The organism is Arthrobacter sp. R4-81, assembly GCF_054792365.1.
In genome coordinates, this window is the sequence record NZ_CP096445.1 from 1,366,652 (window position 1) to 1,391,646 (window position 24,995).

Annotated in this window: 20 protein-coding genes; 19 read left to right on the forward strand and 1 reads right to left on the reverse strand. The window is 60.8% G+C overall.

What is annotated here, in order from left to right; all coding sequences use genetic code 11:
• Positions 1-465: 465 nt before the first annotated feature.
• The 8 genes from rpoB (at position 466) to M1E05_RS06480 (ending at position 17,681) form a co-directional block, all read left to right on the forward strand.
• A complete protein-coding gene (rpoB, locus tag M1E05_RS06445) occupies positions 466-3,984 on the forward strand; it encodes a DNA-directed RNA polymerase subunit beta (protein ID WP_458111620.1) in 3,519 nt (1,172 codons plus the stop codon).
• 110 nt (positions 3,985-4,094) lie between these two features.
• Positions 4,095-7,994 carry a DNA-directed RNA polymerase subunit beta' gene (locus M1E05_RS06450; RefSeq protein ID WP_458111619.1) on the forward strand — a complete coding sequence of 1,300 codons (3,900 nt, stop codon included), beginning with the start codon at positions 4,095-4,097 and terminating at the stop codon, positions 7,992-7,994.
• Between the two features lie 413 nt (positions 7,995-8,407).
• Positions 8,408-8,782 (forward strand): 30S ribosomal protein S12, encoded by a 375-nt coding sequence (gene rpsL / locus M1E05_RS06455; RefSeq protein ID WP_009358312.1) that lies wholly within the window; start codon positions 8,408-8,410, stop codon positions 8,780-8,782.
• A gap of 1 nt (position 8,783) precedes the next feature.
• Positions 8,784-9,254 (forward strand): 30S ribosomal protein S7, encoded by a 471-nt coding sequence (gene rpsG / locus M1E05_RS06460; protein WP_011692813.1) that lies wholly within the window; start codon positions 8,784-8,786, stop codon positions 9,252-9,254.
• Positions 9,255-9,322: 68 nt separating this feature from the next.
• Positions 9,323-11,437, forward strand: a complete 2,115-nt coding sequence (gene fusA, locus M1E05_RS06465; RefSeq protein WP_461164788.1) for an elongation factor G — start codon at positions 9,323-9,325, stop codon at positions 11,435-11,437.
• Between the two features lie 262 nt (positions 11,438-11,699).
• The gene (gene tuf / locus M1E05_RS06470; RefSeq protein ID WP_247041846.1) at positions 11,700-12,890 is read left to right on the forward strand and encodes an elongation factor Tu; all 1,191 of its coding nucleotides are present in this window, start codon (positions 11,700-11,702) and stop codon (positions 12,888-12,890) included.
• 724 nt (positions 12,891-13,614) lie between these two features.
• The gene (locus M1E05_RS06475) at positions 13,615-17,526 is read left to right on the forward strand and encodes a hypothetical protein (protein WP_461164789.1); all 3,912 of its coding nucleotides are present in this window, start codon (positions 13,615-13,617) and stop codon (positions 17,524-17,526) included.
• Between the two features lie 29 nt (positions 17,527-17,555).
• The gene (locus tag M1E05_RS06480) at positions 17,556-17,681 is read left to right on the forward strand and encodes a hypothetical protein (protein ID WP_309076402.1); all 126 of its coding nucleotides are present in this window, start codon (positions 17,556-17,558) and stop codon (positions 17,679-17,681) included.
• A 49-nt stretch (positions 17,682-17,730) separates the two neighbouring features.
• On the opposite strand, the gene M1E05_RS06485 is transcribed toward M1E05_RS06480, so the two are convergent.
• Positions 17,731-19,158: a GH1 family beta-glucosidase gene (locus tag M1E05_RS06485; RefSeq protein ID WP_461164790.1), complete on the reverse strand. Its 1,428-nt coding sequence runs from the start codon at positions 19,156-19,158 to the stop codon at positions 17,731-17,733.
• 430 nt (positions 19,159-19,588) lie between these two features.
• Here M1E05_RS06485 and rpsJ point away from each other — a divergent pair, with 430 nt between their 5' ends.
• The 11 genes from rpsJ to rpsQ are packed head-to-tail and all read left to right on the forward strand — an operon-like array spanning position 19,589 to position 24,971.
• Positions 19,589-19,897, forward strand: coding sequence for a 30S ribosomal protein S10 (rpsJ, locus tag M1E05_RS06490; RefSeq protein WP_038464699.1), 309 nt, complete (start codon positions 19,589-19,591; stop codon positions 19,895-19,897).
• 17 nt (positions 19,898-19,914) lie between these two features.
• Positions 19,915-20,565: a 50S ribosomal protein L3 gene (rplC, locus tag M1E05_RS06495; RefSeq protein ID WP_461164791.1), complete on the forward strand. Its 651-nt coding sequence runs from the start codon at positions 19,915-19,917 to the stop codon at positions 20,563-20,565.
• A gap of 4 nt (positions 20,566-20,569) precedes the next feature.
• Positions 20,570-21,190, forward strand: coding sequence for a 50S ribosomal protein L4 (gene rplD / locus M1E05_RS06500; protein WP_247046533.1), 621 nt, complete (start codon positions 20,570-20,572; stop codon positions 21,188-21,190).
• Positions 21,187-21,492: a 50S ribosomal protein L23 gene (rplW, locus tag M1E05_RS06505; RefSeq protein WP_011692807.1), complete on the forward strand. Its 306-nt coding sequence runs from the start codon at positions 21,187-21,189 to the stop codon at positions 21,490-21,492. Before rplD ends, rplW begins: the two co-directional genes overlap by 4 nt.
• Before the next feature lie 29 nt (positions 21,493-21,521).
• On the forward strand, positions 21,522-22,361 hold the full coding sequence (gene rplB, locus M1E05_RS06510; protein WP_214968817.1) for a 50S ribosomal protein L2: 840 nt from the start codon (positions 21,522-21,524) through the stop codon (positions 22,359-22,361).
• Between the two features lie 12 nt (positions 22,362-22,373).
• Entirely contained in the window at positions 22,374-22,655 is a 282-nt protein-coding gene (rpsS, locus tag M1E05_RS06515; protein WP_018773666.1) for a 30S ribosomal protein S19, read from the forward strand.
• 38 nt (positions 22,656-22,693) lie between these two features.
• The gene (rplV, locus tag M1E05_RS06520) at positions 22,694-23,059 is read left to right on the forward strand and encodes a 50S ribosomal protein L22 (RefSeq protein ID WP_003803798.1); all 366 of its coding nucleotides are present in this window, start codon (positions 22,694-22,696) and stop codon (positions 23,057-23,059) included.
• Positions 23,060-23,908: a 30S ribosomal protein S3 gene (gene rpsC, locus M1E05_RS06525; RefSeq protein WP_458111615.1), complete on the forward strand. Its 849-nt coding sequence runs from the start codon at positions 23,060-23,062 to the stop codon at positions 23,906-23,908.
• Positions 23,909-24,325: a 50S ribosomal protein L16 gene (gene rplP, locus M1E05_RS06530; RefSeq protein ID WP_003803795.1), complete on the forward strand. Its 417-nt coding sequence runs from the start codon at positions 23,909-23,911 to the stop codon at positions 24,323-24,325.
• A gap of 2 nt (positions 24,326-24,327) precedes the next feature.
• Positions 24,328-24,663: a 50S ribosomal protein L29 gene (rpmC, locus tag M1E05_RS06535; protein ID WP_281507255.1), complete on the forward strand. Its 336-nt coding sequence runs from the start codon at positions 24,328-24,330 to the stop codon at positions 24,661-24,663.
• Positions 24,660-24,971 carry a 30S ribosomal protein S17 gene (rpsQ, locus tag M1E05_RS06540; RefSeq protein ID WP_458111614.1) on the forward strand — a complete coding sequence of 104 codons (312 nt, stop codon included), beginning with the start codon at positions 24,660-24,662 and terminating at the stop codon, positions 24,969-24,971. Before rpmC ends, rpsQ begins: the two co-directional genes overlap by 4 nt.
• Positions 24,972-24,995: the final 24 nt, after the last annotated feature.

Consider the following 24,995-nt stretch of genomic DNA (forward strand, 5'->3'; position numbering starts at 1 on the left):
GTATGGACAGGCTAACCGAATGTGGACAGGCTATCCGAGCGGAACAGCCTGGGTTCCCGCTGCTTCTATGTTTAACGTTTCCACTACCCCTCAATTCCGTCCAGTTCACCATGGGTTCAGCGTGGGGAGTACTCAAGGGGAGAAGCCCGGAATCTGTATGGATCCGGCGCCGATAGGTGCCCCCGGCAACAGTGCTTGCATTACGGCGGGAAGTGGGGTAGACACGTAGGCGGATTTGCCGTATTGTGGATATTTGCGTCTTCCCTGTTTACCTTCAGCCTTCATATAGCGGTGGGCTTTGTCTGGCAGCTGTTTCACGAACGCGCCGTCGACGACGGCACCCTCTTGAACAGCACGGGCCCCGGGTCATATAGCGGAACCGGACTGGTAGCACTGCGGAGAGTTCCGCAGGGTACATAGCGGGGAAGATCTGAATACGCCTGAAGGTCTGTGGAAGGATCCCTCTTGGTCGCCTCGAGCACCTCTAATGTAAATAACGCCGCAACCGCTATCAACGCCGACAGCACCGATGGTGCCACTCGCCGGCTCTCATTCGCAAAGATTCACGAACCGCTTGATGTTCCGAATCTGCTTGCCCTGCAGACGGACAGCTTTGACTGGCTGGTCGGCAACGAACGCTGGCAGGCACGCGTTGCGAAAGCTGTGGAAGAAGGCGACCTCAGCGTCGCCACCTCCTCCGGCCTCTCCGACATCTTCGAAGAGATCTCCCCTATCGAGGACTTCCAGGGCACCATGTCCCTGAGCTTCTCCGATCCGGAGTTCGCTGACCCGAAGTACACCATGGCTGAGTGCAAGGACCGGGACGCTACGTACTCGGCACCCCTGTACGTCAAGGCCGAATTCATGAACAACAACACGGGCGAAATTAAGCAGCAGACCGTGTTCATGGGTGACTTCCCGCTGATGACGGAGAAGGGAACATTCGTTGTCAACGGCACCGAACGTGTTGTTGTCTCCCAGTTGGTCCGCTCGCCGGGCGCCTACTTCGAGCGCACCGCTGACAAGACCAGTGACAAGGACATCTTCACTGCCAAAATCATCCCGTCCCGCGGTGCATGGTTTGAGCTCGAGATCGACAAGCGCGACCAGGTCGGCGTTCGCCTTGACCGCAAGCGCAAGCAGTCGGTCACGGTTCTGCTGAAGGCCCTGGGTTGGACCGAAGGCCAGATCCTCGAAGAGTTCGGCCAGTACGACTCCATGCGCGCAACGCTGGAGAAGGACGCCACGGAAACCCGTGAAGACGCCTTGCTGGATATCTACCGGAAGCTGCGACCAGGCGAGCCGCCCACAGTTGAGGCTGCCCAGTCGCTCCTGGACAACCTGTACTTCAACTCCAAGCGCTACGATCTGGCCAAGGTTGGCCGTTACAAGATCAACCGCAAGCTTGGCATCGACCGCTCCCTTGGCGACAAGGAAGCCTCGGTCCTGCACGTTGAAGACATCGTCGCAATGATCAAGTTCCTTGTGGCCCTGCACGCCGGCGAGAAAACCCTCATGGGCAAGCGCGACGGCCAGGATCACGAGCTGCGTGTTGAAATCGACGACATCGACCACTTCGGCAACCGTCGCATCCGCGCCGTTGGCGAGCTCATCGAGAACCAGGTCCGCACCGGCCTGTCCCGTATGGAGCGCGTCGTCCGCGAGCGTATGACCACCCAGGACGTCGAAGCGATCACGCCGCAGACCCTGATCAACATCCGCCCGGTTGTTGCAGCGATCAAGGAGTTCTTCGGAACTTCCCAGCTGTCACAGTTCATGGACCAGAACAACCCGCTTTCGGGTCTGACCCACAAGCGCCGTCTGTCTGCGCTTGGCCCGGGTGGTCTGTCCCGTGACCGTGCAGGCATGGAAGTCCGAGACGTTCACCCGTCCCACTACGGACGTATGTGCCCCATCGAAACTCCTGAAGGCCCCAACATTGGTCTGATCGGTTCGCTGGCTTCGTACGGACGGATCAACCCGTTCGGTTTCATCGAAACCCCGTACCGCCTTGTTGCCGATGGCGTCGTTTCCGATGAGGTCCAGTACCTCACCGCCGACGACGAAGCAGAGGTCCTGATCGCACAGGCCAACGCTCCGCTGGACTCCAACAAGAAGTTCGCCGAAGAGACCGTCCTGGTCCGCGCCCGTGGTGGTGGAGGCGAGCCCGTGCTGGTTCCCGCCGCCGACGTGCAGTTTATGGACGTTTCCCCGCGCCAGATGGTGTCCGTGGCTACCGCCCTGATCCCGTTCCTCGAGCACGACGACGCCAACCGCGCACTCATGGGTGCGAACATGCAGCGCCAGGCCGTGCCGCTGGTCCGTTCCGAGGCCCCCTTCGTGGGCACCGGCATGGAGCGTGCAGCAGCCGTCGACGCCGGTGACGTAGTCATCGCCAAGAAGGCAGGTGTGGTCACCGAGGTGTCCGCTGAACTCGTCATCATGCTTAACGACGACGGCACGGAAACCAACTACCGCATCAACAAGTTCGCGCGCTCCAACCAGGGCAACTGCTACAACCACCGCGTGTTGGTGAGCGAAGGCCAGCGCCTTGAGGTCGGCGGCATCATTGCTGACGGCCCGGCAACGGACCAGGGTGAGCTCGCCCTCGGTAAGAACCTCCTCGTGGCATTCATGTCATGGGAAGGCCACAACTTCGAGGACGCCATCATCCTGTCCCAGCGCATCGTCGCTGAGGATGTTCTCTCCTCCATCCACATCGAGGAGCACGAGATCGATGCCCGCGACACCAAGCTTGGTGCCGAGGAAATCACCCGTGACATCCCCAACGTCTCCGAGGAAGTCCTCGCAGGCCTGGACGAGCGTGGCATCATCCACATCGGTGCCGAGGTTGAAGCCGGCGACATCCTGGTCGGAAAGGTCACCCCTAAGGGTGAAACCGAACTGACCCCGGAAGAGCGCTTGCTGCGTGCCATCTTCGGTGAGAAGTCCCGCGAAGTGCGTGACACCTCCCTGAAGGTTCCCCACGGCGAGTCGGGAACCGTTATCGGTGTCCGCGTCTTCGACCGCGACAACGACGACGAACTGCCGCCGGGCGTTAACCAGCTGGTCCGCGTTTACGTGGCTGCCAAGCGCAAGATCACCGACGGCGACAAGCTCGCCGGCCGCCACGGCAACAAGGGTGTTATCTCCAAGATCCTTCCGGTCGAGGACATGCCCTTCCTTGCTGACGGCACCCCTGTCGACATCGTCCTGAACCCCCTGGGTGTTCCGGGTCGTATGAACGTCGGCCAGGTGCTGGAAACGCACCTTGGCTGGGTTGCCAAGACCGGTTGGAAGATTGAAGGCGAGCCCGAGTGGATGAAGCAGCTGCCGAACCTGCCGCGCGAAAGTGGCCAGACCACTGTCGCAACGCCGGTCTTCGACGGTGCGCGTGAAGAGGAAATCACGGGCCTCCTGGATTCCACCAACGTGACCCGCGACGGCGAACGCCTGATCAACTCCTCCGGCAAGACCCGCCTGTTTGACGGCCGCTCCGGCGAGCCGTTCCCGGATCCGATCTCGGTCGGCTACATGTACATCCTGAAGCTCCACCACCTGGTGGACGACAAGATCCACGCCCGCTCCACCGGCCCGTACTCCATGATCACGCAGCAGCCGCTGGGTGGTAAGGCTCAGTTCGGTGGCCAGCGCTTCGGTGAAATGGAAGTGTGGGCGCTCGAAGCCTATGGCGCCGCCTACACGCTCCAGGAGCTCCTTACGATCAAGTCGGATGACATCCATGGCCGTGTGAAGGTCTACGAAGCCATCGTCAAGGGCGAGAACATCCCCGAACCGGGCGTTCCTGAGTCCTTCAAGGTCTTGATCAAGGAAATGCAGTCGCTGTGCCTGAACGTGGAAGTACTTTCCACGGACGGAACCACAATTGAAATGCGTGACTCTGATGACGCAGTCTTCACGGCTGCGGAGGAACTGGGTATTGATCTGTCTCGTGCAGAGCCCAGTTCCGTAGAAGAGGTTTAGCAGGCGTCCGGGGAAGGCGGTTCGCTCAGCGGCGCCGCTTTTCCCGGATTCCTCCCTCTTTCCGTAACCAAGACTTCAGAATTTAGAGAACAAGAGAGAACAGGGACCATATGTCCAGCGAATCCTCCTTCGGCCTCATGCAAATCGGCCTCGCTACCGCGGAAGACATCCGCGGCTGGTCGTACGGCGAGGTTAAGAAGCCGGAAACCATCAACTACCGCACGCTCAAGCCCGAGAAGGACGGCCTCTTCTGCGAGAAGATCTTCGGCCCGTCCCGCGACTGGGAATGCTACTGCGGTAAGTACAAGCGCGTGCGCTTCAAGGGCATCATTTGTGAGCGGTGCGGCGTTGAAGTCACCCGCGCCAAGGTGCGCCGCGAGCGCATGGGCCACATCGAGCTCGCCGCTCCGGTAACCCACATCTGGTACTTCAAGGGCGTTCCCTCCCGTCTGGGCTACCTCCTTGACCTGGCACCGAAGGACCTCGAAAAGGTCATCTACTTCGCCGCCTACATGATCACCAGTGTCGACGCCGAAAGCCGTCACGAGGAACTGCCCAACCTCCAGGTTGAGCACGACATCGAGAAGAAGCAGCTGGTTGACAACCGGGACTCCGACATCGCCACGATCGCCCGCGATCTGGAGAACGAGCTTGCCCGTCTCGAAGGCGAAGGCGCCAAGGCTGCCGACAAGAAGAAGGCCCGTGATTCCGCGGACCGTCAGATGGCCAACGTGCGTAAGCGCGCCGACGCCGAGATCGAGCGCCTGGAACAGGTTTGGGACCGCTTCAAGAACCTCAAGGTCGCTGACCTTGAAGGTGACGAGGGCCTGTACCGCGAACTGCGTGACCGTTACGGCATGTACTTCGAAGGCTCCATGGGTGCCGAAGCCATCAAGAAGCGTCTTGAGAACTTCGACATGCAGGCTGAGTCCGACCTCCTGCGCGATGTCATTGCCAACGGCAAGGGCCAGCGCAAGACCCGTGCCCTGAAGCGCCTGAAGGTGGTCAACGCATTCCTGACCACGAACAACAGCCCGCTCGGCATGGTGCTGGACGCCGTCCCGGTGATCCCGCCGGAACTGCGCCCGATGGTCCAGCTGGATGGTGGCCGCTTCGCGACCTCCGACCTCAACGACCTCTACCGCCGTGTGATCAACCGCAACAACCGACTCAAGCGACTGCTTGACCTGGGTGCTCCGGAGATCATCGTCAACAACGAGAAGCGCATGCTTCAGGAAGCTGTTGACAGCCTCTTCGATAACGGCCGCCGCGGCCGTCCGGTCACCGGACCGGGCAACCGTCCGCTGAAGTCCCTGAGCGACATGCTCAAGGGCAAGCAGGGCCGTTTCCGTCAGAACCTCCTGGGTAAGCGTGTTGACTACTCGGGCCGTTCCGTCATCGTCGTCGGCCCCCAGCTGAAGCTGCACCAGTGTGGTCTGCCCAAGCAGATGGCCCTGGAACTCTTCAAGCCGTTCGTGATGAAGCGCCTGGTTGACCTCAACCACGCGCAGAACATCAAGTCGGCCAAGCGGATGGTTGAGCGTTACCGTCCGCAGGTCTGGGACGTTCTCGAAGAGATCATCACCGAGCACCCTGTGCTGCTGAACCGTGCACCTACCCTGCACCGTCTTGGCATCCAGGCCTTCGAGCCGCAGCTTGTTGAAGGTAAGGCAATCCAGCTTCACCCGCTGGTTTGTGGCGCCTTCAACGCTGACTTCGACGGCGACCAGATGGCAGTCCACCTGCCGCTGAGCCCCGAAGCCCAGGCTGAAGCACGCATCCTGATGCTGTCCTCGAACAACATCCTGAAGCCGTCCGACGGCCGTCCGGTGACCCTGCCTTCGCAGGATATGATCATCGGCCTCTACCACCTGACCACCAAGCGCATTGGTTCAGCTGGCGAGGGCCGCGTGTTCGGTTCAGTCGCGGAAGCCATCATGGCCTACGATCTCCACGAGCTGCACCTGAACTCCAAGGTCAAGATCCGGCTCGAGGGCTTTGTCCCTTACGCCGGCTGGGAAGCTCCTGAAGACTGGGAGCCGGGTCAGACCGCGCTGGTTGAGACCTCACTCGGACAGGTCCTCTTCAACGAGACCCTGCCTGAGGACTACCCGTGGGTTGAGGACGTTGCCGACAAGGGCGAACTGTCCCGGATCGTCAATGACCTTGCCGAGCGCTACCCGAAGGTGGTTACAGCCGCAACGCTGGACAACCTGAAGGATGCCGGTTTCTACTGGGCCACCCGTTCAGGCGTCACCGTGGCTATCTCGGACATCGAGGTGCCCAAGGACAAGCCCGTGATCCTCGCCGGTTACGAGACCATGGCTGCCAAGATCCAGGGCCAGTACGACAAGGGCCTGATCGACGACGACGAGCGTCGCCAGGAACTGATCGAGATCTGGAACAAGGCAACCAACGAGATCGCCCAGGCGATGCGTGACAGCCTCTCCCCGATGAACACCATCAACCGCATGGTGTCCTCCGGTGCACGTGGTAACTGGATGCAGGTCCGTCAGATCGCGGGTATCCGTGGTCTGGTGGCCAACCCGAAGGGTGAAATCATCCCGCGTCCGATCAAGTCCTCCTACCGCGAGGGCCTGTCGGTGCTGGAATACTTCATCGCTACGCACGGTGCCCGTAAGGGTCTGGCTGACACGGCGCTGCGTACCGCCAACTCGGGTTACCTGACCCGTCGTCTGGTGGACGTCTCGCAGGACGTCATCGTCCGCGAAGAGGACTGTGGCACCGAGCGCGGTCTGGTCACTCCGATCGCCGTGGCTGACGCCAACGGTGAGCTCACTCTGGACGAGAACGTCGAGAACAGCGCCTACGCACGTACCCTGGCCGTCGACGTCGTCGACTCCAAGGGCAAGGTGCTGGCTGCCGCCGGCACCGACTGCGGTGACGTCGTTATCGCCGAACTGTTCGCAGCCGGCATCACCGAGGTCAAGGTCCGCTCTGTTCTCACCTGTGAGTCCAGCGTGGGTACCTGCGCCCTGTGCTACGGACGTTCGCTGGCTACTGGAAAGACCGTTGACATCGGTGAGGCTGTTGGCATTATTGCCGCCCAGTCCATCGGTGAGCCCGGTACCCAGCTGACCATGCGTACGTTCCACACCGGTGGTGCTGTTTCGGCCAGCGGTGGCGACGACATCACCCAGGGTCTGCCCCGTATCCAGGAGCTCTTCGAAGCCCGTACCCCGAAGGGTGTTGCACCGATTGCTGAAGCAGCCGGCCGCATCACCATTGAAGAGTCCGAGCGTCAGATGCGCCTCGTCATCACCCCTGATGACGGCACGGAAGAGATCGCCTACCCGGTACTGCGCCGTTCACGTCTCCTGATCGAAGACGGCCAGCACGTCACAGTCGGCCAGAAGCTGATCAACGGTCCGGTCGATCCCAAGCAGGTTCTGCGCATCATGGGTCCCCGTGCTGCTCAGAAGTTCCTGGTTGACGAGGTCCAGGGCGTGTACCGCAGCCAGGGCATCGGTATCCACGACAAGCACGTCGAGGTTATCGTCCGCCAGATGCTGCGCCGCGTCACGGTCATTGAGTCCGGCGAATCAGATCTGCTTCCGGGCGAGTTGGCTGAGCGCAGCCGCTTCGAGGACGCCAACCGCCGCGTTGTATCCGAGGGCAAGACGCCGGCTTCCGGTCGTCCTGAACTGATGGGTATCACCAAGGCGTCGCTGGCAACCGAGTCGTGGCTGTCCGCTGCTTCCTTCCAGGAGACCACCCGCGTCCTGACGCAGGCGGCCATGGAAGGCAAGAGCGACCCGCTGCTCGGCCTCAAGGAGAACGTCATCATCGGTAAGCTCATCCCGGCCGGCACGGGTCTCCCGCGCTACACCGAGGTGACCGTCGAACCGACCGAGGAAGCAAAGGCCAACCTCTTCACCGGCCCTAGCGCCTTCAGCGATTTCTCCTACGACTCGCTGGGTGGTGACGGAGCTCCCGAGTTCCACGCCATCCCGCTGGATGACTACGACCTCGGCAGCGACTTCCGCTAAGAGTCAGTCTGTTCACGTCTGAGAAAGGGATGGTCCCGCACCGCGAGGTGGGGGACCATCCCCGTTTAACGCTTGCGGAGGGGGCCTGCATCGGGCCGATTAAGGTCTGCTGGCCGTCCGTGTTAGACTGGGTACCAATTGTTATTGTGGCAGTGGATGAGTGCGCCGATACAGCTGAAAGGCTGAATCAGAGCGACGTTTCCGGTTTGCAGGGTTCTTGTGCAACGTATGCCACATTTTTGCATGCCTAGGGACCTTTGATGACGCGAGTCGGTCGTTCCCTATGTCTGCGATCAGACTATTAAGGCTTCGCCTCAGCTGCTCTGGAGACTTCTTCAAAGCTCGGGCGGCGGGGCAAAGCAACAGGAGAGCGGCTGTCAGCGGCCGCTCCGGATAAAACGGAGAACACGAAAGTGCCTACGATTAACCAGTTGGTCCGTAAGGGCCGCACGCCGAAGGTCTCAAAGACCAAGGCCCCCGCGCTTAAGGGCAGCCCGATGCGCCGTGGTGTCTGCACCCGCGTTTACACCACCACCCCGAAGAAGCCGAACTCGGCTCTGCGTAAGGTTGCGCGTGTACGCCTCAACGGTGGCGTTGAAGTTACCGCCTACATCCCCGGTGTAGGCCACAACCTCCAGGAGCACTCCATTGTGCTCGTCCGCGGCGGTCGCGTGAAGGACCTCCCGGGTGTCCGTTACAAGATCGTCCGTGGTGCCCTCGATACCCAGGGTGTCAAGAACCGTAAGCAGGCCCGCAGCCGCTACGGCGCAAAGATGGAGAAGAAGTAATATGCCTCGCAAGGGTCCGGCCCCCAAGCGGCCGCTCGTACTAGATCCCGTTTACGGCTCCCCGTTGGTCACTCAGCTGATCAACAAGGTCCTGGTTGACGGCAAGAAGTCCACCGCAGAGCGCATCGTTTACGGTGCCCTCGAAGGTGCACGTGCCAAGTCCGGCGGAGACCCGGTTGCAGCCCTCAAGAAGGCCATGGAGAACGTCAAGCCTTCCCTCGAGGTCCGCTCCCGCCGTGTCGGTGGCGCCACCTACCAGGTTCCCGTTGAGGTCAAGCCTGGCCGCTCCACCGCCCTCGCCCTCCGCTGGCTCGTTGGTTACTCCAAGGCCCGCCGGGAAAAGACCATGACCGAGCGCCTCCAGAACGAAATCCTGGATGCCTCCAATGGTCTCGGTGCCGCTGTGAAGCGTCGCGAAGACACCCACAAGATGGCCGAGTCGAACAAGGCCTTCGCACACTACCGCTGGTAATACTTCCCGAACGCCGCCGGCTCGCTGAGCCGGCGGCGAACGTGTAGTCCATCCGAAAGGGAGACACCGTGGCACAGGACGTGCTTACCGACCTTAGTAAGGTCAGAAACATCGGCATCATGGCCCACATTGATGCCGGCAAGACCACCACCACCGAGCGCATTCTGTTCTACACAGGTGTGAACCACAAGATCGGCGAAACGCACGACGGCGCTTCGACCACCGACTGGATGGAACAGGAAAAGGAACGCGGCATCACCATCACGTCTGCCGCCGTGACCTGCTTCTGGGAAAACAACCAGATCAACATCATTGACACCCCCGGCCACGTGGACTTCACCGTTGAGGTTGAGCGCTCCCTGCGCGTCCTCGATGGTGCCGTTGCCGTGTTCGACGGCAAGGAAGGTGTGGAGCCGCAGTCCGAGACTGTCTGGCGCCAGGCTGACAAGTACAACGTTCCGCGTATCTGCTTCGTCAACAAGATGGACAAGCTGGGCGCTGACTTCTACTTCACCGTCGACACCATCATCAGCCGCCTCGGTGCCAAGCCGCTCGTGATGCAGCTGCCCATCGGCGCCGAGAACGACTTCATCGGCGTCGTGGACCTCCTGTACATGCGTGCACTGGTCTGGCCCGGCGACTCCAAGGGTGACGTCACCATGGGTGCCAAGTACGAGGTCCAGGAGATCCCCGCCGATCTTCGCGAAAAGGCCGAGGAGTACCGCGCAACTCTCGTTGAGACCGTTGCAGAGGCTACCGAGGAACTCATGGAGAAGTACCTCGAGGGCGAAGAGCTGACCATTGACGAGCTCAAGGCCGGCATCCGCAAGATGACCATCAACTCCGAGATCTACCCGGTGTTCTGTGGTTCAGCGTTCAAGAACCGCGGCGTACAGCCGATGCTCGACGCTGTTGTGGACTACCTGCCGAACCCGCTCGACGTCCCGCCGATGATCGGTCACGATCCCCGCGACGAAGAGAAGGAACTGACTCGTAAGCCTTCCTCCGAGGAGCCGTTCTCGGCTCTCGCGTTCAAGATTGCCGCCCACCCGTTCTTCGGGCAGCTCACCTTCATCCGCGTGTACTCCGGTCACGTTGAAGCAGGTGCCCAGGTGGTCAACTCCACCAAGGGTAAGAAGGAGCGCATCGGCAAGCTGTTCCAGATGCACGCCAACAAGGAAATGCCCGTCGAGGGCGCTACTGCCGGCCACATCTATGCAGCGATCGGCCTGAAGGACACCACTACTGGCGACACCCTGTGTGACTCCAGCAACCAGATCGTCCTTGAGTCCATGAGCTTCCCGGAGCCCGTGATCTCTGTTGCGATCGAGCCGAACACCAAGGGTGACCAGGAGAAGCTCTCCACGGCTATCCAGAAGCTCTCGGCTGAGGACCCGACCTTCCAGGTCTCCCTCAACGAGGACACCGGGCAGACCATCATCGCCGGTATGGGCGAGCTCCACTTGGACATCCTGGTGGACCGCATGCGCCGCGAATTCAAGGTCGAGGCAAACGTTGGCAAGCCGCAGGTTGCTTACCGCGAAACCATCAAGCGTGCTGTTGAGCGTCACGACTACACGCACAAGAAGCAGACCGGTGGTTCCGGCCAGTTCGCAAAGATCCAGATTGCGATCGCACCCCTGGACACGTCCGAGGGCGAAATGTACGAGTTCGAGAACAAGGTCACCGGTGGCCGTGTTCCCCGCGAGTACATTCCGTCGGTTGACGCCGGTATCCAGGATGCACTGAACGACGGCGTCCTGGCCGGTTACCCGGTCGTCGGCATCAAGGCCACGCTGATTGATGGCGCGTACCACGATGTTGACTCCTCGGAAATGGCGTTCAAGATCGCCGGACGGATGGCTTTCAAGGAAGCCGCACGTAAGGCGAACCCTGTTCTGCTTGAACCGCTGATGGATGTCGAGGTCCGCACCCCTGAGGAATACATGGGTGAAGTTATCGGTGACCTCAACTCCCGCCGTGGCCAGATGCAGTCCATGGAAGATGCCCAGGGCGTCAAGGTTATTCGTGCACACGTTCCGCTGTCCGGCATGTTCGGCTACATCGGTGACCTGCGTTCGAAGACCCAGGGCCGCGCTGTTTACTCCATGACGTTCAACAGCTACGCCGAGGTCCCGAAGGCAGTTGCCGACGAGATCATCCAGAAGACCCGCGGCGAATAGTCCTCGCGACTGTTCCAGCGACAAACTCGGGTGCGTTTCCGATCTCCGGAAATTCGCCTGGTGCAGGTGGCCGTGGCCAGGTTAGATGCAGCCTGGTCAAGCCGGGCCCGGCCATCTGCGCGAACAGGCTCTAGGGACTAGTATTAGTTCCTGAATCTGCAATTTCACCAATCCAAAGCCCCCCAAGTAGACTTACCGGAGTTTCTGCCGCGACAAGCGCGGTTGAAGGGTAAGTCATTTGAAAACGTTCTAGGAGGAACCTGTGGCAAAGGCAAAGTTCGAGCGGACTAAGCCGCACGTTAACATCGGTACCATTGGTCACGTTGACCACGGTAAGACGACGTTGACGGCCGCCATTTCCAAGGTGCTGTATGACAAGTACCCGACTCTCAACGAGCAGCGCGACTTCGCGTCTATTGACTCTGCTCCCGAAGAGCGTCAGCGCGGCATTACCATCAACATCTCCCACGTTGAGTACCAGACCGAAAAGCGCCACTACGCACACGTAGACGCTCCGGGTCACGCTGACTACATCAAGAACATGATCACCGGTGCTGCACAGATGGACGGTGCAATCCTCGTGGTTGCCGCCACTGACGGCCCGATGGCTCAGACCCGCGAGCACGTTCTGCTTGCCCGCCAGGTTGGCGTTCCCTACCTGCTGGTCGCGCTGAACAAGTCGGACATGGTTGACGACGAAGAGCTGCTGGACCTCGTTGAAATGGAAGTTCGTGAGCTGCTCAGCGCACAGGGCTTCGATGGCGACGACGCTCCCGTAGTTCGCGTTTCCGGCCTGAAGGCTCTCGAAGGCGACCCCGTTTGGGTCAAGTCCGTCGAGGACCTCATGGAAGCTGTCGACGAGTCCGTTCCGGACCCCGTACGTGACCGTGACAAGCCGTTCCTGATGCCGATCGAAGACGTCTTCACGATCACCGGTCGTGGAACCGTTGTTACGGGCCGCGCCGAGCGTGGCACCCTGGCAATCAACTCTGAGGTCGAGATCGTCGGTATCCGCCCGATTCAGAAGACCACCGTTACCGGTATCGAGATGTTCCACAAGCAGCTCGACGAAGCATGGGCCGGCGAGAACTGTGGCCTCCTGCTCCGCGGTCTGAAGCGTGATGACGTAGAGCGTGGCCAGGTTGTCGTCAAGCCGGGTTCCATCACCCCGCACACCGACTTCGAGGCTAACGTCTACATCCTCTCCAAGGACGAAGGCGGACGTCACAACCCGTTCTACTCCAACTACCGCCCGCAGTTCTACTTCCGCACCACGGACGTAACCGGCGTTATCACCCTGCCGGAAGGCACGGAAATGGTTATGCCTGGCGACAACACTGAGATGACCGTTGCGCTCATCCAGCCCATCGCCATGGAAGAGGGCCTCGGCTTCGCAATCCGCGAAGGCGGCCGCACCGTTGGTTCAGGACGCGTTACCAAGATCATCAAGTAGTTCTTGCTGATCGTGGATCGGGTGCCCTTGTAAGGGCTCTCGTGAACTTTGAAAGGCCCCGCTGCTGGTGCAGCGGGGCCTTTCTTTGCTAATATTAATCAATTCAATGGATTTATTGCAGCCAAGGCAGTGCACTGATCCCTCCAGCTCCCCGGAATGCCCACAGGAAGGTCACGTCATGTCGATGGCATACCAGATCATCGAATTCCTCCTGATAGGGGTACCGTTTCTGCTGATTGGCTTCCTGTGGGGACGAAAAGCAGGCAACAAAAACGCTGTGGAAGCCCCGCGGCAACTTCCCCAGCACGCGGAGTTGCCAGGAGCCGGGTCCTTCCAGGCAGGCTTTCAGGCCGGACATCTCCAAGGCTGGCGGGATGCGATTGCACAAGCATCGGCTCCAGGGGCTGCGTCTCGCCCACCTGAGGTGCGGCCCTCATCCGAGCGGGCACGGCGGGACCTGGCAGAAGATGGCTTCATCTTCCATCCAGAATCAATCAACACCGGCAATTTCCCGCACGCAGGCAGTCCCTTCGTGAGCGAGCAGGACCGTCCATGGATACCCTTAGCTGGTCCAGTTCGACACCAGTCGACGGCGGCGCCCGCACCAGCGCTGCCCTCGTCCGTAACTGCCTCTGCGACTTCTAACCCGGCTTTGCCACAGCCGCCTTTCGCGCCGCCTCAGCAGCCATGGCCGAGTCCTCAGGAATCTGAGGAGGAGCGGCGGGTGCGTAAGGAGAAACGGGACCGCCAAAACATCAACATCACGCTGTACATTGCGAGCCTCCTCCTTGTTGCCGCGGGCGCGTTATTCCTGGGCACCAATCTCCCGACGCTTCTGAAGTTTGCGGGCGTTTGTGGCATTACGGCCCTCTTCTACACTGCGGGATTCGTGCTGCACCAAAAGGTTCCCAGACTGCGCCCTGCTGCCGTCGCCTTTGCCGGAACCGGCCTTGCTCTTATCCCCGTGGTGGGCCTGGCCTTGTACAACTTTGCGCTGCAGGATGGGCCAATTGCCTGGCTGACGACGTCATTGCTGGGCCTCGCCGCCTACTCGTTTGCTGCCGTCAGGCTGGAAAGCCGTGTTCTTGCATACCTGTCGCTGACCTTCGTGATCTCCAGCACCTGGTCAGGGGTATCCGTTTTGGGCGGGGCCTTGGTCTGGTATTTCACGGCAATGATCGGCCTGGCGGTGCTCCTGACGCTTGTGACCGCGGTTCGTCCGCGGTGGCTTCCCCCGCTTTATATAAGGCCGCTGATCCAGTTACATCCGCTGGTGGTTCCGGCTGTTGCTGTATCCGTTACCTCGGTTCCGATCCTGTTCACCAAAGCCGAATACGCTCTGGTGATGTTTCTCTGCGGCTTGTATCTGGCCGTGGTGGCCGCCGTTCCGGGTCGCTTCAGGCTCCTGAACTTCTATTGCGCGCGGGCAGCGCTCACCATTGCAGGTGCGGCCATCGTCTGGGAGCTGACGGATCGGCCTTCCTCTACGGCCCTTGCGATGTCCGCTTTGCTGGCAATTCAGGCTCTGGCCGTGGGATTTGCCCGTCAGCGCATGACGCAATGGCTCGCAGGGGATACCAGGCGTTGGAACCGGGACGCCGCAGCCACATTCACTCTCCAGCTCGTTGGCTCGTGGGCCTGGATTATTTGGGCCGGATTCGAAGCGGGTTACAGTCCGCCTGCTCTGCCCGTCTGGCTTCCCTTGCTGGCTACGCTGCTGATCGGAATGACACTGGCGGTCCGGCTGCTCGGAGTAGCCGAATGGATGCCGGTGGCGACGATCATGGCTGCCGCATCTGTAAGCCCCCTCTTGGGAGAGTGGCAGCTGGCTATCTTCCTCATCCTCACAGTCCTGTTCTGGCTGGCCAGGGCGGCGCGGCCTGGAGCCGGACGCGGCTACTTTGTGCTCGGCGCCCGTATCGCCAGTACATTGGCTGTCCCGCTCGTGGTGTTTGAGGTGATGGGGGAGTCATCCCAGCGCATCGTCGGAGCTCTGCTGGCCTTCATCCTTGCCCTCGTGGTGCAGCAACTGGTCTCGGCCGGATTGCTAAAAGACGGTGTTCCCACAGTTGCCCCCGGTTCCACGCTTGCAGGCAGTGCGGTTGCCGCGTTACTTGCTGTGATCGCGATGCCGTCTTTCGATGACAGTGCGGGCAACGCCCTCACGGGTACTGTACTCCTCGTTCAACTTGGGGCAGCCCTCCTCATCGGCTGGCTCCTGTTGTTGAACGGCCCTCTTCCAGCAGCGCCAGACCAGGAAAATGAAGGAAGCCGCGGGCGGTGGATCCCCACAGTAGGCGAGCTGATGCCACTGGTGGCTTCCGTCATTCTTGTGCCGCTGGCCTTTAACCAGGTGTCCTTGTCAGTGGGAAACATGGCGCTGCTTCTGACGGCGGCCTATTTGGCGGCATCTGGCGCCAGGCTTTCCGCCATTCAGCATCGCTGGACCTATTGGTGGATGGCCCGCGGCATGTTCGCTGTTCTGGGCCTGACTGTTTTTGAGCAGATCACGGATGCGGCAGGGCCTTTGATTTTCGCCGGTGAAAGCATTACCCCGTCCCTCGTGGCTGTCCTTGTGCTGGGGGCGCAGCTGGTTTTTCCCTTGGCGTCCTGGCACTTATCACCCAAGCGGGCACCCGGGCATGGGGTCGTGGTGGCAGATGTCGCTGTGGTCTTGGGGCTGCAAGCCATTGCCGTGCTGCTGCTGGGATCGTCAGCGGACAATTCGGGCACGGGCTGGCCGGGTACTCTCTGCGCTGTTGTGCTCGCGCTGAGTGCTGCAAGCTCGGGGTTCGTTCTGCGCGGGAACGTGCCGGCCGCATCCCTTGCTCCGCTGGTTTTGGCCTTTCTGCTGGTTGTCCGCGGCGACAAGCTCCTGGATGTTGAACTCATCCTGGGAATCCTTACGGTCTACAGCACGGCCATGGTTATGGTGAGCGAAGGAAACCGGACCAAGGGCGCCTATTTCCTCGGAGTACGAGTACTGTCCGCTGCGTTGGTCGTCGTACTGGTCTCTGACGTCACAGGTTCTGCCTCGGCGGTAGCCGTGTCACTTGCCCTCGTTCTTGCCGCCCAGCATGCGGTTCGATGGCTGGTGCGGAACCGGCTGGTGGAGATTTCTTACCAGCAGGCTGCCGTTTGGGCCACCTTGGCTGTTCAGGCAGCGCTGCCGATTCACGCCATACTACTGGGACGGCTTTCCTCCGGGCAGGATGCTGGAAGCCTGCGCTGGGTGGTTCTCTTGGAACTGGTGCTGCTGCTGGCCTCGGCGGTCATTGCCAGCCGCTCCTTCAAGGCCAGTGGCGCCATCTACCTGACTGTCTACGCCGCTGTCTTCGGTGTGATGGCTCTCGGGCCGCTGCTTCGCTCAGGGGCAGGGCCGGAACAGCAGGCCGTTTTCCTGGCAGCCCCCGTATTGAATCACGACGGCGTTGCCTTGGTACTGCTCGCTCTCTCGCTTGCAGGTGCTGCTTTCGGCATCGTCAGCCGACGACCTCATCTTGCGGCCGGCAAAACCAGCCGGAGTGGGGCCGCCTACAGCCACCGGCCGATTCCAGATATTGAAGACCGGCTTTGGCTGGCAGCTGCTGGCTCCGCGGCAGTCACGGCTTATGCGGTGTCGCCGTTGGCTGCCGATTGGATTGCCGGCATGTCCATCCTTGTTGTTTCCGTTGTCTGTTTTGTGGCGTCCCATCTTGAACGGATCGGGGCTTTGTACCCGCCGGCCGCGGTTGCCGCGCTGGTTGGTGCTAACGTGACTGCCTTCAACATGGTTTCTGTCGGAGACGAACCCTGGGGCAGCTATCTTCCGTGGCTGGCAGGATGTGGACTTGTTGCCGTAGTCATGTACCTCGGGCGGTGGGTCAACCACCAGCAGCTTGCGGCCGACCCCGTGCGGCGTTGGTCATTGGCCGCGGGAGGAATCGCCGGCCTGGCTGTTGTAGCAGCAGCAGGGATGGGTGAAGATGCAACTGCCGGAGCTTCGGCGGCTCTGGTGGCAGCCGTGTCCCTCGCCTGCTGGTTGGAGGCACCTGAGAGGAACCGGCGGCTGGCAGCCGAACTTGGCGCCCTCGCAGTTACCGCTTCCATCCAACGTGCAGTTCTGTTCAATGGCGGGCAAGGTCAGGGACCGGATCCGTTCTGGGCAGCCCAGTGGTTCGTGATTCTGGCCGCCCTGCTCGCTGCGTTGAGGTTCATGGCTGGCCAAACCATGCCGGCCCGAGTAATTCTGGGCGCGGGAGCGGCGCTGTTGTCGGCAAGTGGTGTCGCCATAGTTTTTGGTGGTACTCAGAGCCAGCAGCTCTGGGTGCTGGTGCTTCTGGCTATCCTGCTGCTGGTCGGTGCGGCCCGTAACGAAACTCTCTTCGTCTGGTGGGGAGCGGCGGGCGTCACGCTCTGCCTGATGTGGGCGATGCGTCAGTACACTTTTGCTCTTCTGGCGCTCATGGCCGTCGCCCTCATCATCTTTGCGGTGTGGCGGCTGAACCGGACGAAACCAGCAGCGGCTGATTCTTCGGGGACGTCTAGAGCCTTTGGAATTTCGGCTCCCGGCACGCCGGAGGGGTTCCAGCCGCCCACCGCGTCCGGCACTCCCGAACGGGCGCAAAACGGCAAAGAACCTGTCGGTGGCCCCTGATAGTGTTGGTTTCGACGAGAGGAGCCGGCATGGGTTGGCTGATATTCCTGGTGGTAGCTGTAGTTGTTGTAGCCGGAGTCTTTTGGGCGAAAAACCACTTCCGCCAAGAGATTGATCGCGCAAAACGTATCAACAGGGCAAACAAGAACAAGTAGCCCAATTAATTGAGGGTAACCTGCGCTGGGCGCTGGTTACCAGGTTCGGTTATGAAGTTCGGCGCGCCCTGTTAAGAGCCTGCAGCCAGTAGAAGGACTCCTTGGGGGTTCGCTCCAGGGTGTCAAAATCCACGTGGACAAGACCGAACCGCTGGGAGTAGCCGGCGGCCCACTCGAAGTTGTCCAGCAGCGTCCAAACGTAGTACCCCAGCAGTTCCACATCCTCCGCGATTCCGCCGGGCGCGGTAGCGTCCAGGGCGTGGCCCAGGTGGCCTGAGAGGTAACTGATCCTGTCGGCGTCGTCGATGGGACCTGACACATGATCGGGTTCAGGGAAACTGGCACCGCTCTCCGTCACGAACACAGGCGGCAGCGCTGCACCATATCTGTCTTTGAGTTCCCGCAGCAGGACACCAAGGTGCTCCGGCGCCACAGGCCAGCCGAATCCCGTTGTGCCGTACTCCGGGTAGCCCACCTCGTGGAACGGCATACGCGCGATCGCGGCAGCAGTTGCTGGCAGGCTTACTGCGCCGCGGCCCAAGGCGACCTTCACGGGGTAGTAGTAGTTGAGGCCGTAGAAATCCAGGGGCTGATGGATGGTGCGGAGATCGGCGTCGGAAATTTTTCCCATGGAACGCAGCCATGGCCGGGCCACGAGGGGCAGCTTCGGGTACCTCCCCAGTAGAACAGGATCCGCATAGATCCTGTTCATCAGCGTGTCGAACACCCTGGCTACGAGCCTGTCGCCCGGCATGGAGGTTGACGGGCGCACAGGGGAGTGAAGGTTCGTCACGCCAATGCCGCCTTTGACTCCGGCAGCCCTGAGCGCCTGCACGGCGAGACCATGGCCGAGCAGTTGGTGATGAATGGAGGGCAATGCGTTGAACAGCAGGTCCCGGCCGGGTGCATGAACACCGAGGGCGTAGCCGTTAAGGGTCACCGAGACGGGCTCATTGAGGGTTACCCACTGGGCCACCCTGTCACCGAACCGCTCGGCGGCGGCCGCGCTGTACTCGGCGAACCGCTCCGCAGTATTGCGGTTCATCCAACCGCCTTGGTGCTCCAAGGGCAGGGGAGTGTCCCAGTGATAAAGGGTGGCCATGGGGGATATGCCGGCGCCGAGCAGTTGGTCAATGAGGCGATCGTAAAAATCAAGGCCCTGGCCATTGAAAGGCCCGGTGCCGTCAGGCTGGATACGCGGCCAGGAAAGGGAGAAACGGTAGGAATCGACGCCCAGGTCCCGCATCAGCGCTACATCCTCGGCAGAACGGTTGTAGTGGTCGCAGGCAACAGCAGGCGAATGTCCGTCAAGAATGGCACCGGGTTTCTCGGCAAATGCATCCCAGCCGGACGGCCCTCTTCCGTCGGCGGCGAGGGCGCCCTCGATCTGAAAAGAGGCCGTGGCCACGCCCAGCGTAAAGCCTGGCCGCAGCCGGCTGGCCAGACTTTGAACAGACACAGGATCCTGCACAGTCATGCCCTTATCTTCTAATCGGCAGTTGCTGAAGGCAATAACCGGACTGGCGATAATCAGGAGCGAGGGGTCTTCACGGGCACGCATACCGACTGATTCGCTTCTGTGGATAAAATCCGGCATACTAGATGAGTTGTTCAAGCGCTTCTTCGCGTCCCGATCCGGATAATGCCGGGTGTCAGGGTCCAAGTGGAAGACCAAACATAACCCACTCCCCATGGAACTGCGGGCTGCTGCGCGTAAGAAGCGCGACACGCCCGACCGCGGGGGTCGGTTACGTCGGCAGGTTGAGGAACCCGGAAACGTCCGGATTCAGCTTGTGCGGCGGGTGGTAGTCACGACTTCAAATGCTTCGGCAGCCACATGCAACACGAAAGTAAACAGGGCAGCCCTAATTCGGGGGAAGCTACAGACTGAAAGAGAGTCAGGCGACATGGCGGGACAAAAAATCCGCATCCGGCTGAAGTCATATGATCACGAGGTCATTGACGTTTCAGCACGGAAGATCGTTGAGACGGTCACGCGCGCAGGCGCAACGGTTGTTGGCCCGGTGCCGCTTCCGACGGAGAAGAACATTTACTGTGTTATCCGCTCTCCGCACAAGTACAAGGACAGCCGTGAGCACTTCGAAATGCGTACTCACAAGCGTCTGATCGACATCATCGATCCCACGCCGAAGGCCGTCGACTCGCTTATGCGTCTCGACCTGCCTGCCGACGTGAACATCGAAATCAAGCTGTAGGGAGGTGCTGAGAGACTATGACCGCAACCCGTAACGTAAAGGGCCTGCTGGGCACGAAGCTCGGCATGACCCAGGTCTGGGACGAGAACAACAAGCTCATCCCCGTAACTGTGGTCCAGGCTGACTCGAACGTCATCACTCAGCTGCGCAATGCAGAGACTGATGGCTACGTCGCCGTTCAGATCGGCTACGGCCAGATCGATCCCCGCAAGGTCACCAAGCCGCTGGCTGGTCACTTTGAAAAGGCAGGCGTCACGCCTCGCCGTCACGTCGTCGAACTGCGCACTGCAGATGCTGACTCTTACGAGCTGGGCCAGGAGCTTTCAGTTGAGCTCTTCCAAGCCGGCCAGAAGATCGACGTCGTTGGCACCACCAAGGGTAAGGGCTTCGCCGGTGTTATGAAGCGTCACGGCTTCCACGGCGTTGGAGCTTCCCACGGTGCCCACAAGAACCACCGTAAGCCCGGTTCAATCGGTGGCGCATCCACCCCGAGCCGCGTCTTCAAGGGCATGAAAATGGCCGGCCGCATGGGCGCCGTCCGTCACACCACGCTGAACCTCACCGTTCACGCGGTTGACGTCGAGAAGTCGCTGCTCCTGATCAAGGGCGCCGTTCCCGGTGCCCGCGGCCAGGTCGTACTCGTACGCACTGCCGTGAAGGGAGCCTAGTTCAATGACTAGCACTGTCAAGGTTGACCTGCCTGCAGAGATCTTCGACGTTCAGACCAACGTGCCCTTGCTGCACCAGGTCGTCGTTGCACAGCTCGCTGCTGCTCGCCAGGGTACCCACAAGACCAAGACCCGCGCCGAAGTTTCCGGTGCCGGTCGCAAGCCGTTCAAGCAGAAGGGCACCGGCCGCGCCCGTCAGGGTTCAATCCGTGCTCCTCACATGACCGGTGGTGGCGTTGTCCACGGCCCCACACCCCGTGACTACAGCCAGCGGACCCCCAAGAAGATGATTGCTGCTGCACTGCGCGGCGCGTTGTCTGATCGCGCCCGCAACGGACGCATCCACGTTGTTGCTGAACTGGTTGCCGGCACCAAGCCGTCTGCCAAAGAAGCACTGGCAACACTGCGCGGCGTTTCCGAGCGCAAGAACCTGCTCGTTGTCATTGAGCGCGCCAACGATGTTGCAGCACTGTCCGTGCGCAACCTCGAGGAAGTTCACGTTCTGTACGCAGACCAGCTGAACACCTATGACGTTCTCGTTTCTGACGACGTAGTCTTCACCAAGGCTGCCTACGAAGCATTCGTTGCTGACAAGGCTGCAAAGAACGAGGAGGATGCCAAGTGAGTGCAGCCACCATCAAAGACCCCCGCGACGTCGTGCTTGCACCTGTCGTGTCGGAAAAAAGCTACGGCCTGATCGATGAGGGCAAGTACACCTTCCTGGTGGACCCCCGCTCGAACAAGACCGAGATCAAGCTGGCCGTGGAGAAAATCTTCTCCGTCAAGGTCGAATCGATCAACACCATCAACCGTGCCGGTAAGCGCAAGCGCACCAAATTCGGATGGGGTACCCGCAAGAACACCAAGCGTGCGATTGTCACCCTCAAAGAAGGCACTATCGACATCTTCGGCGGTCCGCTCGCGTAGCGGAGACCACTTTAACGAGGAAATGAATTATGGGAATCCGTAAATATAAGCCGACTACCCCGGGCCGTCGCGGCTCGAGCGTAGCGGACTTCACTGAAATCACGCGGTCGACGCCGGAAAAGTCGTTGGTACGTCCGTTGCCCAAAAAGGGTGGCCGTAACAACTCCGGTAAGATCACGACCCGTCACAAGGGTGGTGGACACAAGCGCCAGTACCGTTTGATCGACTTCCGTCGCCACGACAAGGACGGCGTCAACGCCCGCGTTGCCGAAATCGAGTACGATCCGAACCGCACGGCTCGCATCGCCCTCCTGCACTACGTTGATGGCACCAAGCGTTACATCATCGCGCCGAACAAGCTGTCCCAGGGCGACTTCGTAGAGGCAGGTGCCAACGCTGACATCAAGCCTGGCAACAACCTGCCCCTGCGCAACATCCCGGTGGGTACCGTTATCCACGCAGTTGAACTGCGTCCGGGTGGCGGCGCCAAGATGGCCCGCTCCGCTGGCGCTTCTGTACAGCTCGTCGCCAAGGAAGGCCGATTCGCCCAGCTGCGTCTGCCCTCCGGCGAAATCCGCAACGTCGATGTGCGCTGCCGCGCAACCATCGGTGAAGTTGGCAACGCTGAGCAGTCAAACATCAACTGGGGCAAGGCCGGCCGTATGCGCTGGAAGGGCGTCCGCCCGACAGTCCGTGGTGTAGCCATGAACCCGGTTGACCACCCGCACGGTGGTGGTGAAGGTAAGACCTCCGGTGGACGTCACCCGGTCAACCCGAACGGTAAGCCTGAAGGCCGTACCCGCCGCCCCAACAAAGAGAGCGACAAGCTTATTGTTCGTCGCCGTCGTACTGGCAAGAACAAGCGATAGGAGCCTGGACACATGCCACGCAGCCTGAAAAAAGGTCCTTTCGTTGACCAGCACCTCTTTGTAAAGGTAGCCAGGGAAAACGAAAAGGGCACCAAGAACGTCATCAAGACCTGGTCCCGCCGCTCGATGATCGTCCCCGACATGCTCGGCCACACGATCGCCGTGCACGACGGACGCAAGCACATTCCGGTGTTTGTCACCGAGTCGATGGTCGGGCACAAGCTCGGCGAATTCGCTCCCACGCGGACATTCCGCGGCCATGTCAAGGACGACCGTAAGGGCAAGCGCCGCTAGGCGCCTGCACTTACGTCAAAGACGAGAGAAGGAAAGCAATGGAAGCCAAGGCAATTGCGCGTCACATCCGCGTAACGCCTATGAAGGCCCGGCGCGTCGTCAACCTTGTTCGTGGTAAGCAAGCGAACGAGGCTCTGGCAATTCTGAAGTTTGCCCCCCAGGCAGCTTCTGAGCCGGTATTCAAGGTAGTACAGTCGGCAATCTCCAACGCCCGGGTCCTCGCGGACCGCGACGGCGTGGCGTTTGACGAAGGTGACCTCATCATCAGCGAAGCGTTTGTTGATGAAGGCCCGACCATGAAGCGGTTCCAGCCGCGTGCTCAGGGTCGTGCATTTCAGATCAAGAAGCGCACCAGCCACATCACCGTGGTAGTCGCTACCCCGGAGAAAGAGGAGGCTCGCTAAGTGGGACAGAAAGTAAACCCGCACGGGTTCCGACTCGGCATCACCACCGATCACGTATCGCACTGGTTCGCTGACAGCACCAAGGCAGGCCAGCGGTACAAGGACTTCGTTCGCGAAGACATCCGTATCCGCCAGCTCATGTCCACGGGCATGGAGCGCGCCGGTATCGCCAAGGTTGAGATCGAGCGCACCCGCGACCGTGTCCGCGTGGACATCCACACGGCACGTCCGGGTATCGTTATCGGCCGCCGCGGCGCCGAGGCAGACCGCATCCGCGGCGAGCTCGAAAAGCTCACCGGCAAGCAGGTTCAGCTGAACATCCTCGAGGTCAAGAACCCCGAGATGGAAGCCCAGCTTGTTGCCCAGGGCGTTGCAGAGCAGCTGACCTCACGTGTGGCTTTCCGCCGTGCGATGAAGAAGGCAATGCAGTCCGCACAGCGCGCCGGTGCCAAGGGTATCCGTATCGCTTGCTCCGGTCGTCTGGGTGGCGCAGAAATGTCCCGCTCGGAGTTCTACCGCGAAGGCCGTGTGCCCCTGCACACCCTCCGCGCGAACATCGACTACGGCTTCTACGAGGCCAAGACCACCTTCGGCCGCATTGGCGTGAAGGTCTGGATCTACAAGGGTGACGTCACCGCCAAGGAACTGGCACAGCAGGCAGCTGCTGCTCCGTCCCGCGGCCGTGGTGCCAGCGACCGCCCGGGCCGCCCCGGTGGCGCTGACCGTGGTGACCGCCGCCGTCGTACCGACCGTCCGGCAGCCGAAGCAGCAGCAGCATCAGCTGAAGCGACAGTAGCCGCTCCGGCAGTTGAGGCTGCACCCGCTGCAGTAGAAGGAGGACAGGCATAAATGCTTATCCCACGTCGAGTCAAGCACCGTAAGCAGCACCACCCGGGTCGTTCCGGCGCTGCTACGGGCGGCACCAAGGTCTCCTTCGGTGAGTACGGCATCCAGGCTCTGAGCCCGGCATACGTCACTAACCGTCAGATCGAATCCGCACGTATTGCAATGACCCGCCACATCAAGCGTGGCGGCAAGGTCTGGATCAACATCTACCCGGACCGTCCGCTGACAAAGAAGCCTGCTGAAACCCGTATGGGTTCCGGTAAGGGTTCTCCGGAGTGGTGGGTTGCAAACGTCAAGCCGGGCCGGGTTCTCTTTGAACTCTCCGGTGTCAATGAAGAGGTAGCTCGCGAGGCCCTGCGCCTTGCAATCCACAAGCTCCCGTTGAAGGCACGCATTGTGCGTCGCGAAGGTGGTGAATAGAAATGGCAGTAGGGTCGAAGGATCTCGCACCCGCACAGCTGGACGGTTTCGACAACGAGCGTCTCGTTGAAGAACTCCGCAAGTCCAAGGAAGAGCTGTTCAACCTGCGTTTCCAGTCCGCCACCGGTCAGCTGGAGAACCACGGTCGTCTGCGCGCGGTAAAGAAGGACATCGCTCGCATCTACACCGTTCTCCGTGAGCGCGAGCTGGGCATTCGTGCCGAGGTTGCCGCACCGGTTGTGGAAGCCAAGGAAGAAAAGAAGTCCAAGAAGTCAGCAGCCAAGGCTGAGAAGGCTGAAAAGCCGGCCGAAGCTGAGACCGAGGAGGACGCCAAGTGAGTGAAAAGGACGAGAACGTGACGGAAACTGTTTCTGCTGAGGCAGCTACGGCTGAGCAGCGCGGTTACCGTAAGACGCGTCGTGGCTACGTGGTCTCGGACAAGATGGAAAAGACCATCGTTGTCCAGGTTGAAGACCGCGTGAAGCACGCCCTGTACGGCAAGGTCATTCGCCGCACCTCGAAGGTCAAGGCTCACGACGAGCAGAACATCGCCGGCATCGGCGATCTCGTGCTCATCGCTGAGACCCGCCCGCTGTCCGCCACCAAGAACTGGCGGCTTGTGGAGATCCTCGAAAAGGCCAAGTAACACCAGCGGCTTCGCTGAGACGAA

What these genes read in the sequence shown, in the direction of transcription:
- M1E05_RS06450 (WP_458111619.1), top strand. Translation starts at nt 4,095, where the DNA reads ATGTCCAGCGAATCCTCCTTCGGCCTCATGCAAATCGGCCTCGCTACC.
- rpsG (WP_011692813.1), top strand. Translation starts at nt 8,784, where the DNA reads ATGCCTCGCAAGGGTCCGGCCCCCAAGCGGCCGCTCGTACTAGATCCC.
- M1E05_RS06480 (WP_309076402.1), top strand. Translation starts at nt 17,556, where the DNA reads ATGGGTTGGCTGATATTCCTGGTGGTAGCTGTAGTTGTTGTAGCCGGA.
- M1E05_RS06485 (WP_461164790.1), bottom strand. Translation starts at nt 19,158, where the DNA reads ATGACTGTGCAGGATCCTGTGTCTGTTCAAAGTCTGGCCAGCCGGCTG.
- rpsJ (WP_038464699.1), top strand. Translation starts at nt 19,589, where the DNA reads ATGGCGGGACAAAAAATCCGCATCCGGCTGAAGTCATATGATCACGAG.
- rplC (WP_461164791.1), top strand. Translation starts at nt 19,915, where the DNA reads ATGACCGCAACCCGTAACGTAAAGGGCCTGCTGGGCACGAAGCTCGGC.
- rplD (WP_247046533.1), top strand. Translation starts at nt 20,570, where the DNA reads ATGACTAGCACTGTCAAGGTTGACCTGCCTGCAGAGATCTTCGACGTT.
- rplB (WP_214968817.1), top strand. Translation starts at nt 21,522, where the DNA reads ATGGGAATCCGTAAATATAAGCCGACTACCCCGGGCCGTCGCGGCTCG.
- rpsS (WP_018773666.1), top strand. Translation starts at nt 22,374, where the DNA reads ATGCCACGCAGCCTGAAAAAAGGTCCTTTCGTTGACCAGCACCTCTTT.
- rplV (WP_003803798.1), top strand. Translation starts at nt 22,694, where the DNA reads ATGGAAGCCAAGGCAATTGCGCGTCACATCCGCGTAACGCCTATGAAG.
- rplP (WP_003803795.1), top strand. Translation starts at nt 23,909, where the DNA reads ATGCTTATCCCACGTCGAGTCAAGCACCGTAAGCAGCACCACCCGGGT.
- rpmC (WP_281507255.1), top strand. Translation starts at nt 24,328, where the DNA reads ATGGCAGTAGGGTCGAAGGATCTCGCACCCGCACAGCTGGACGGTTTC.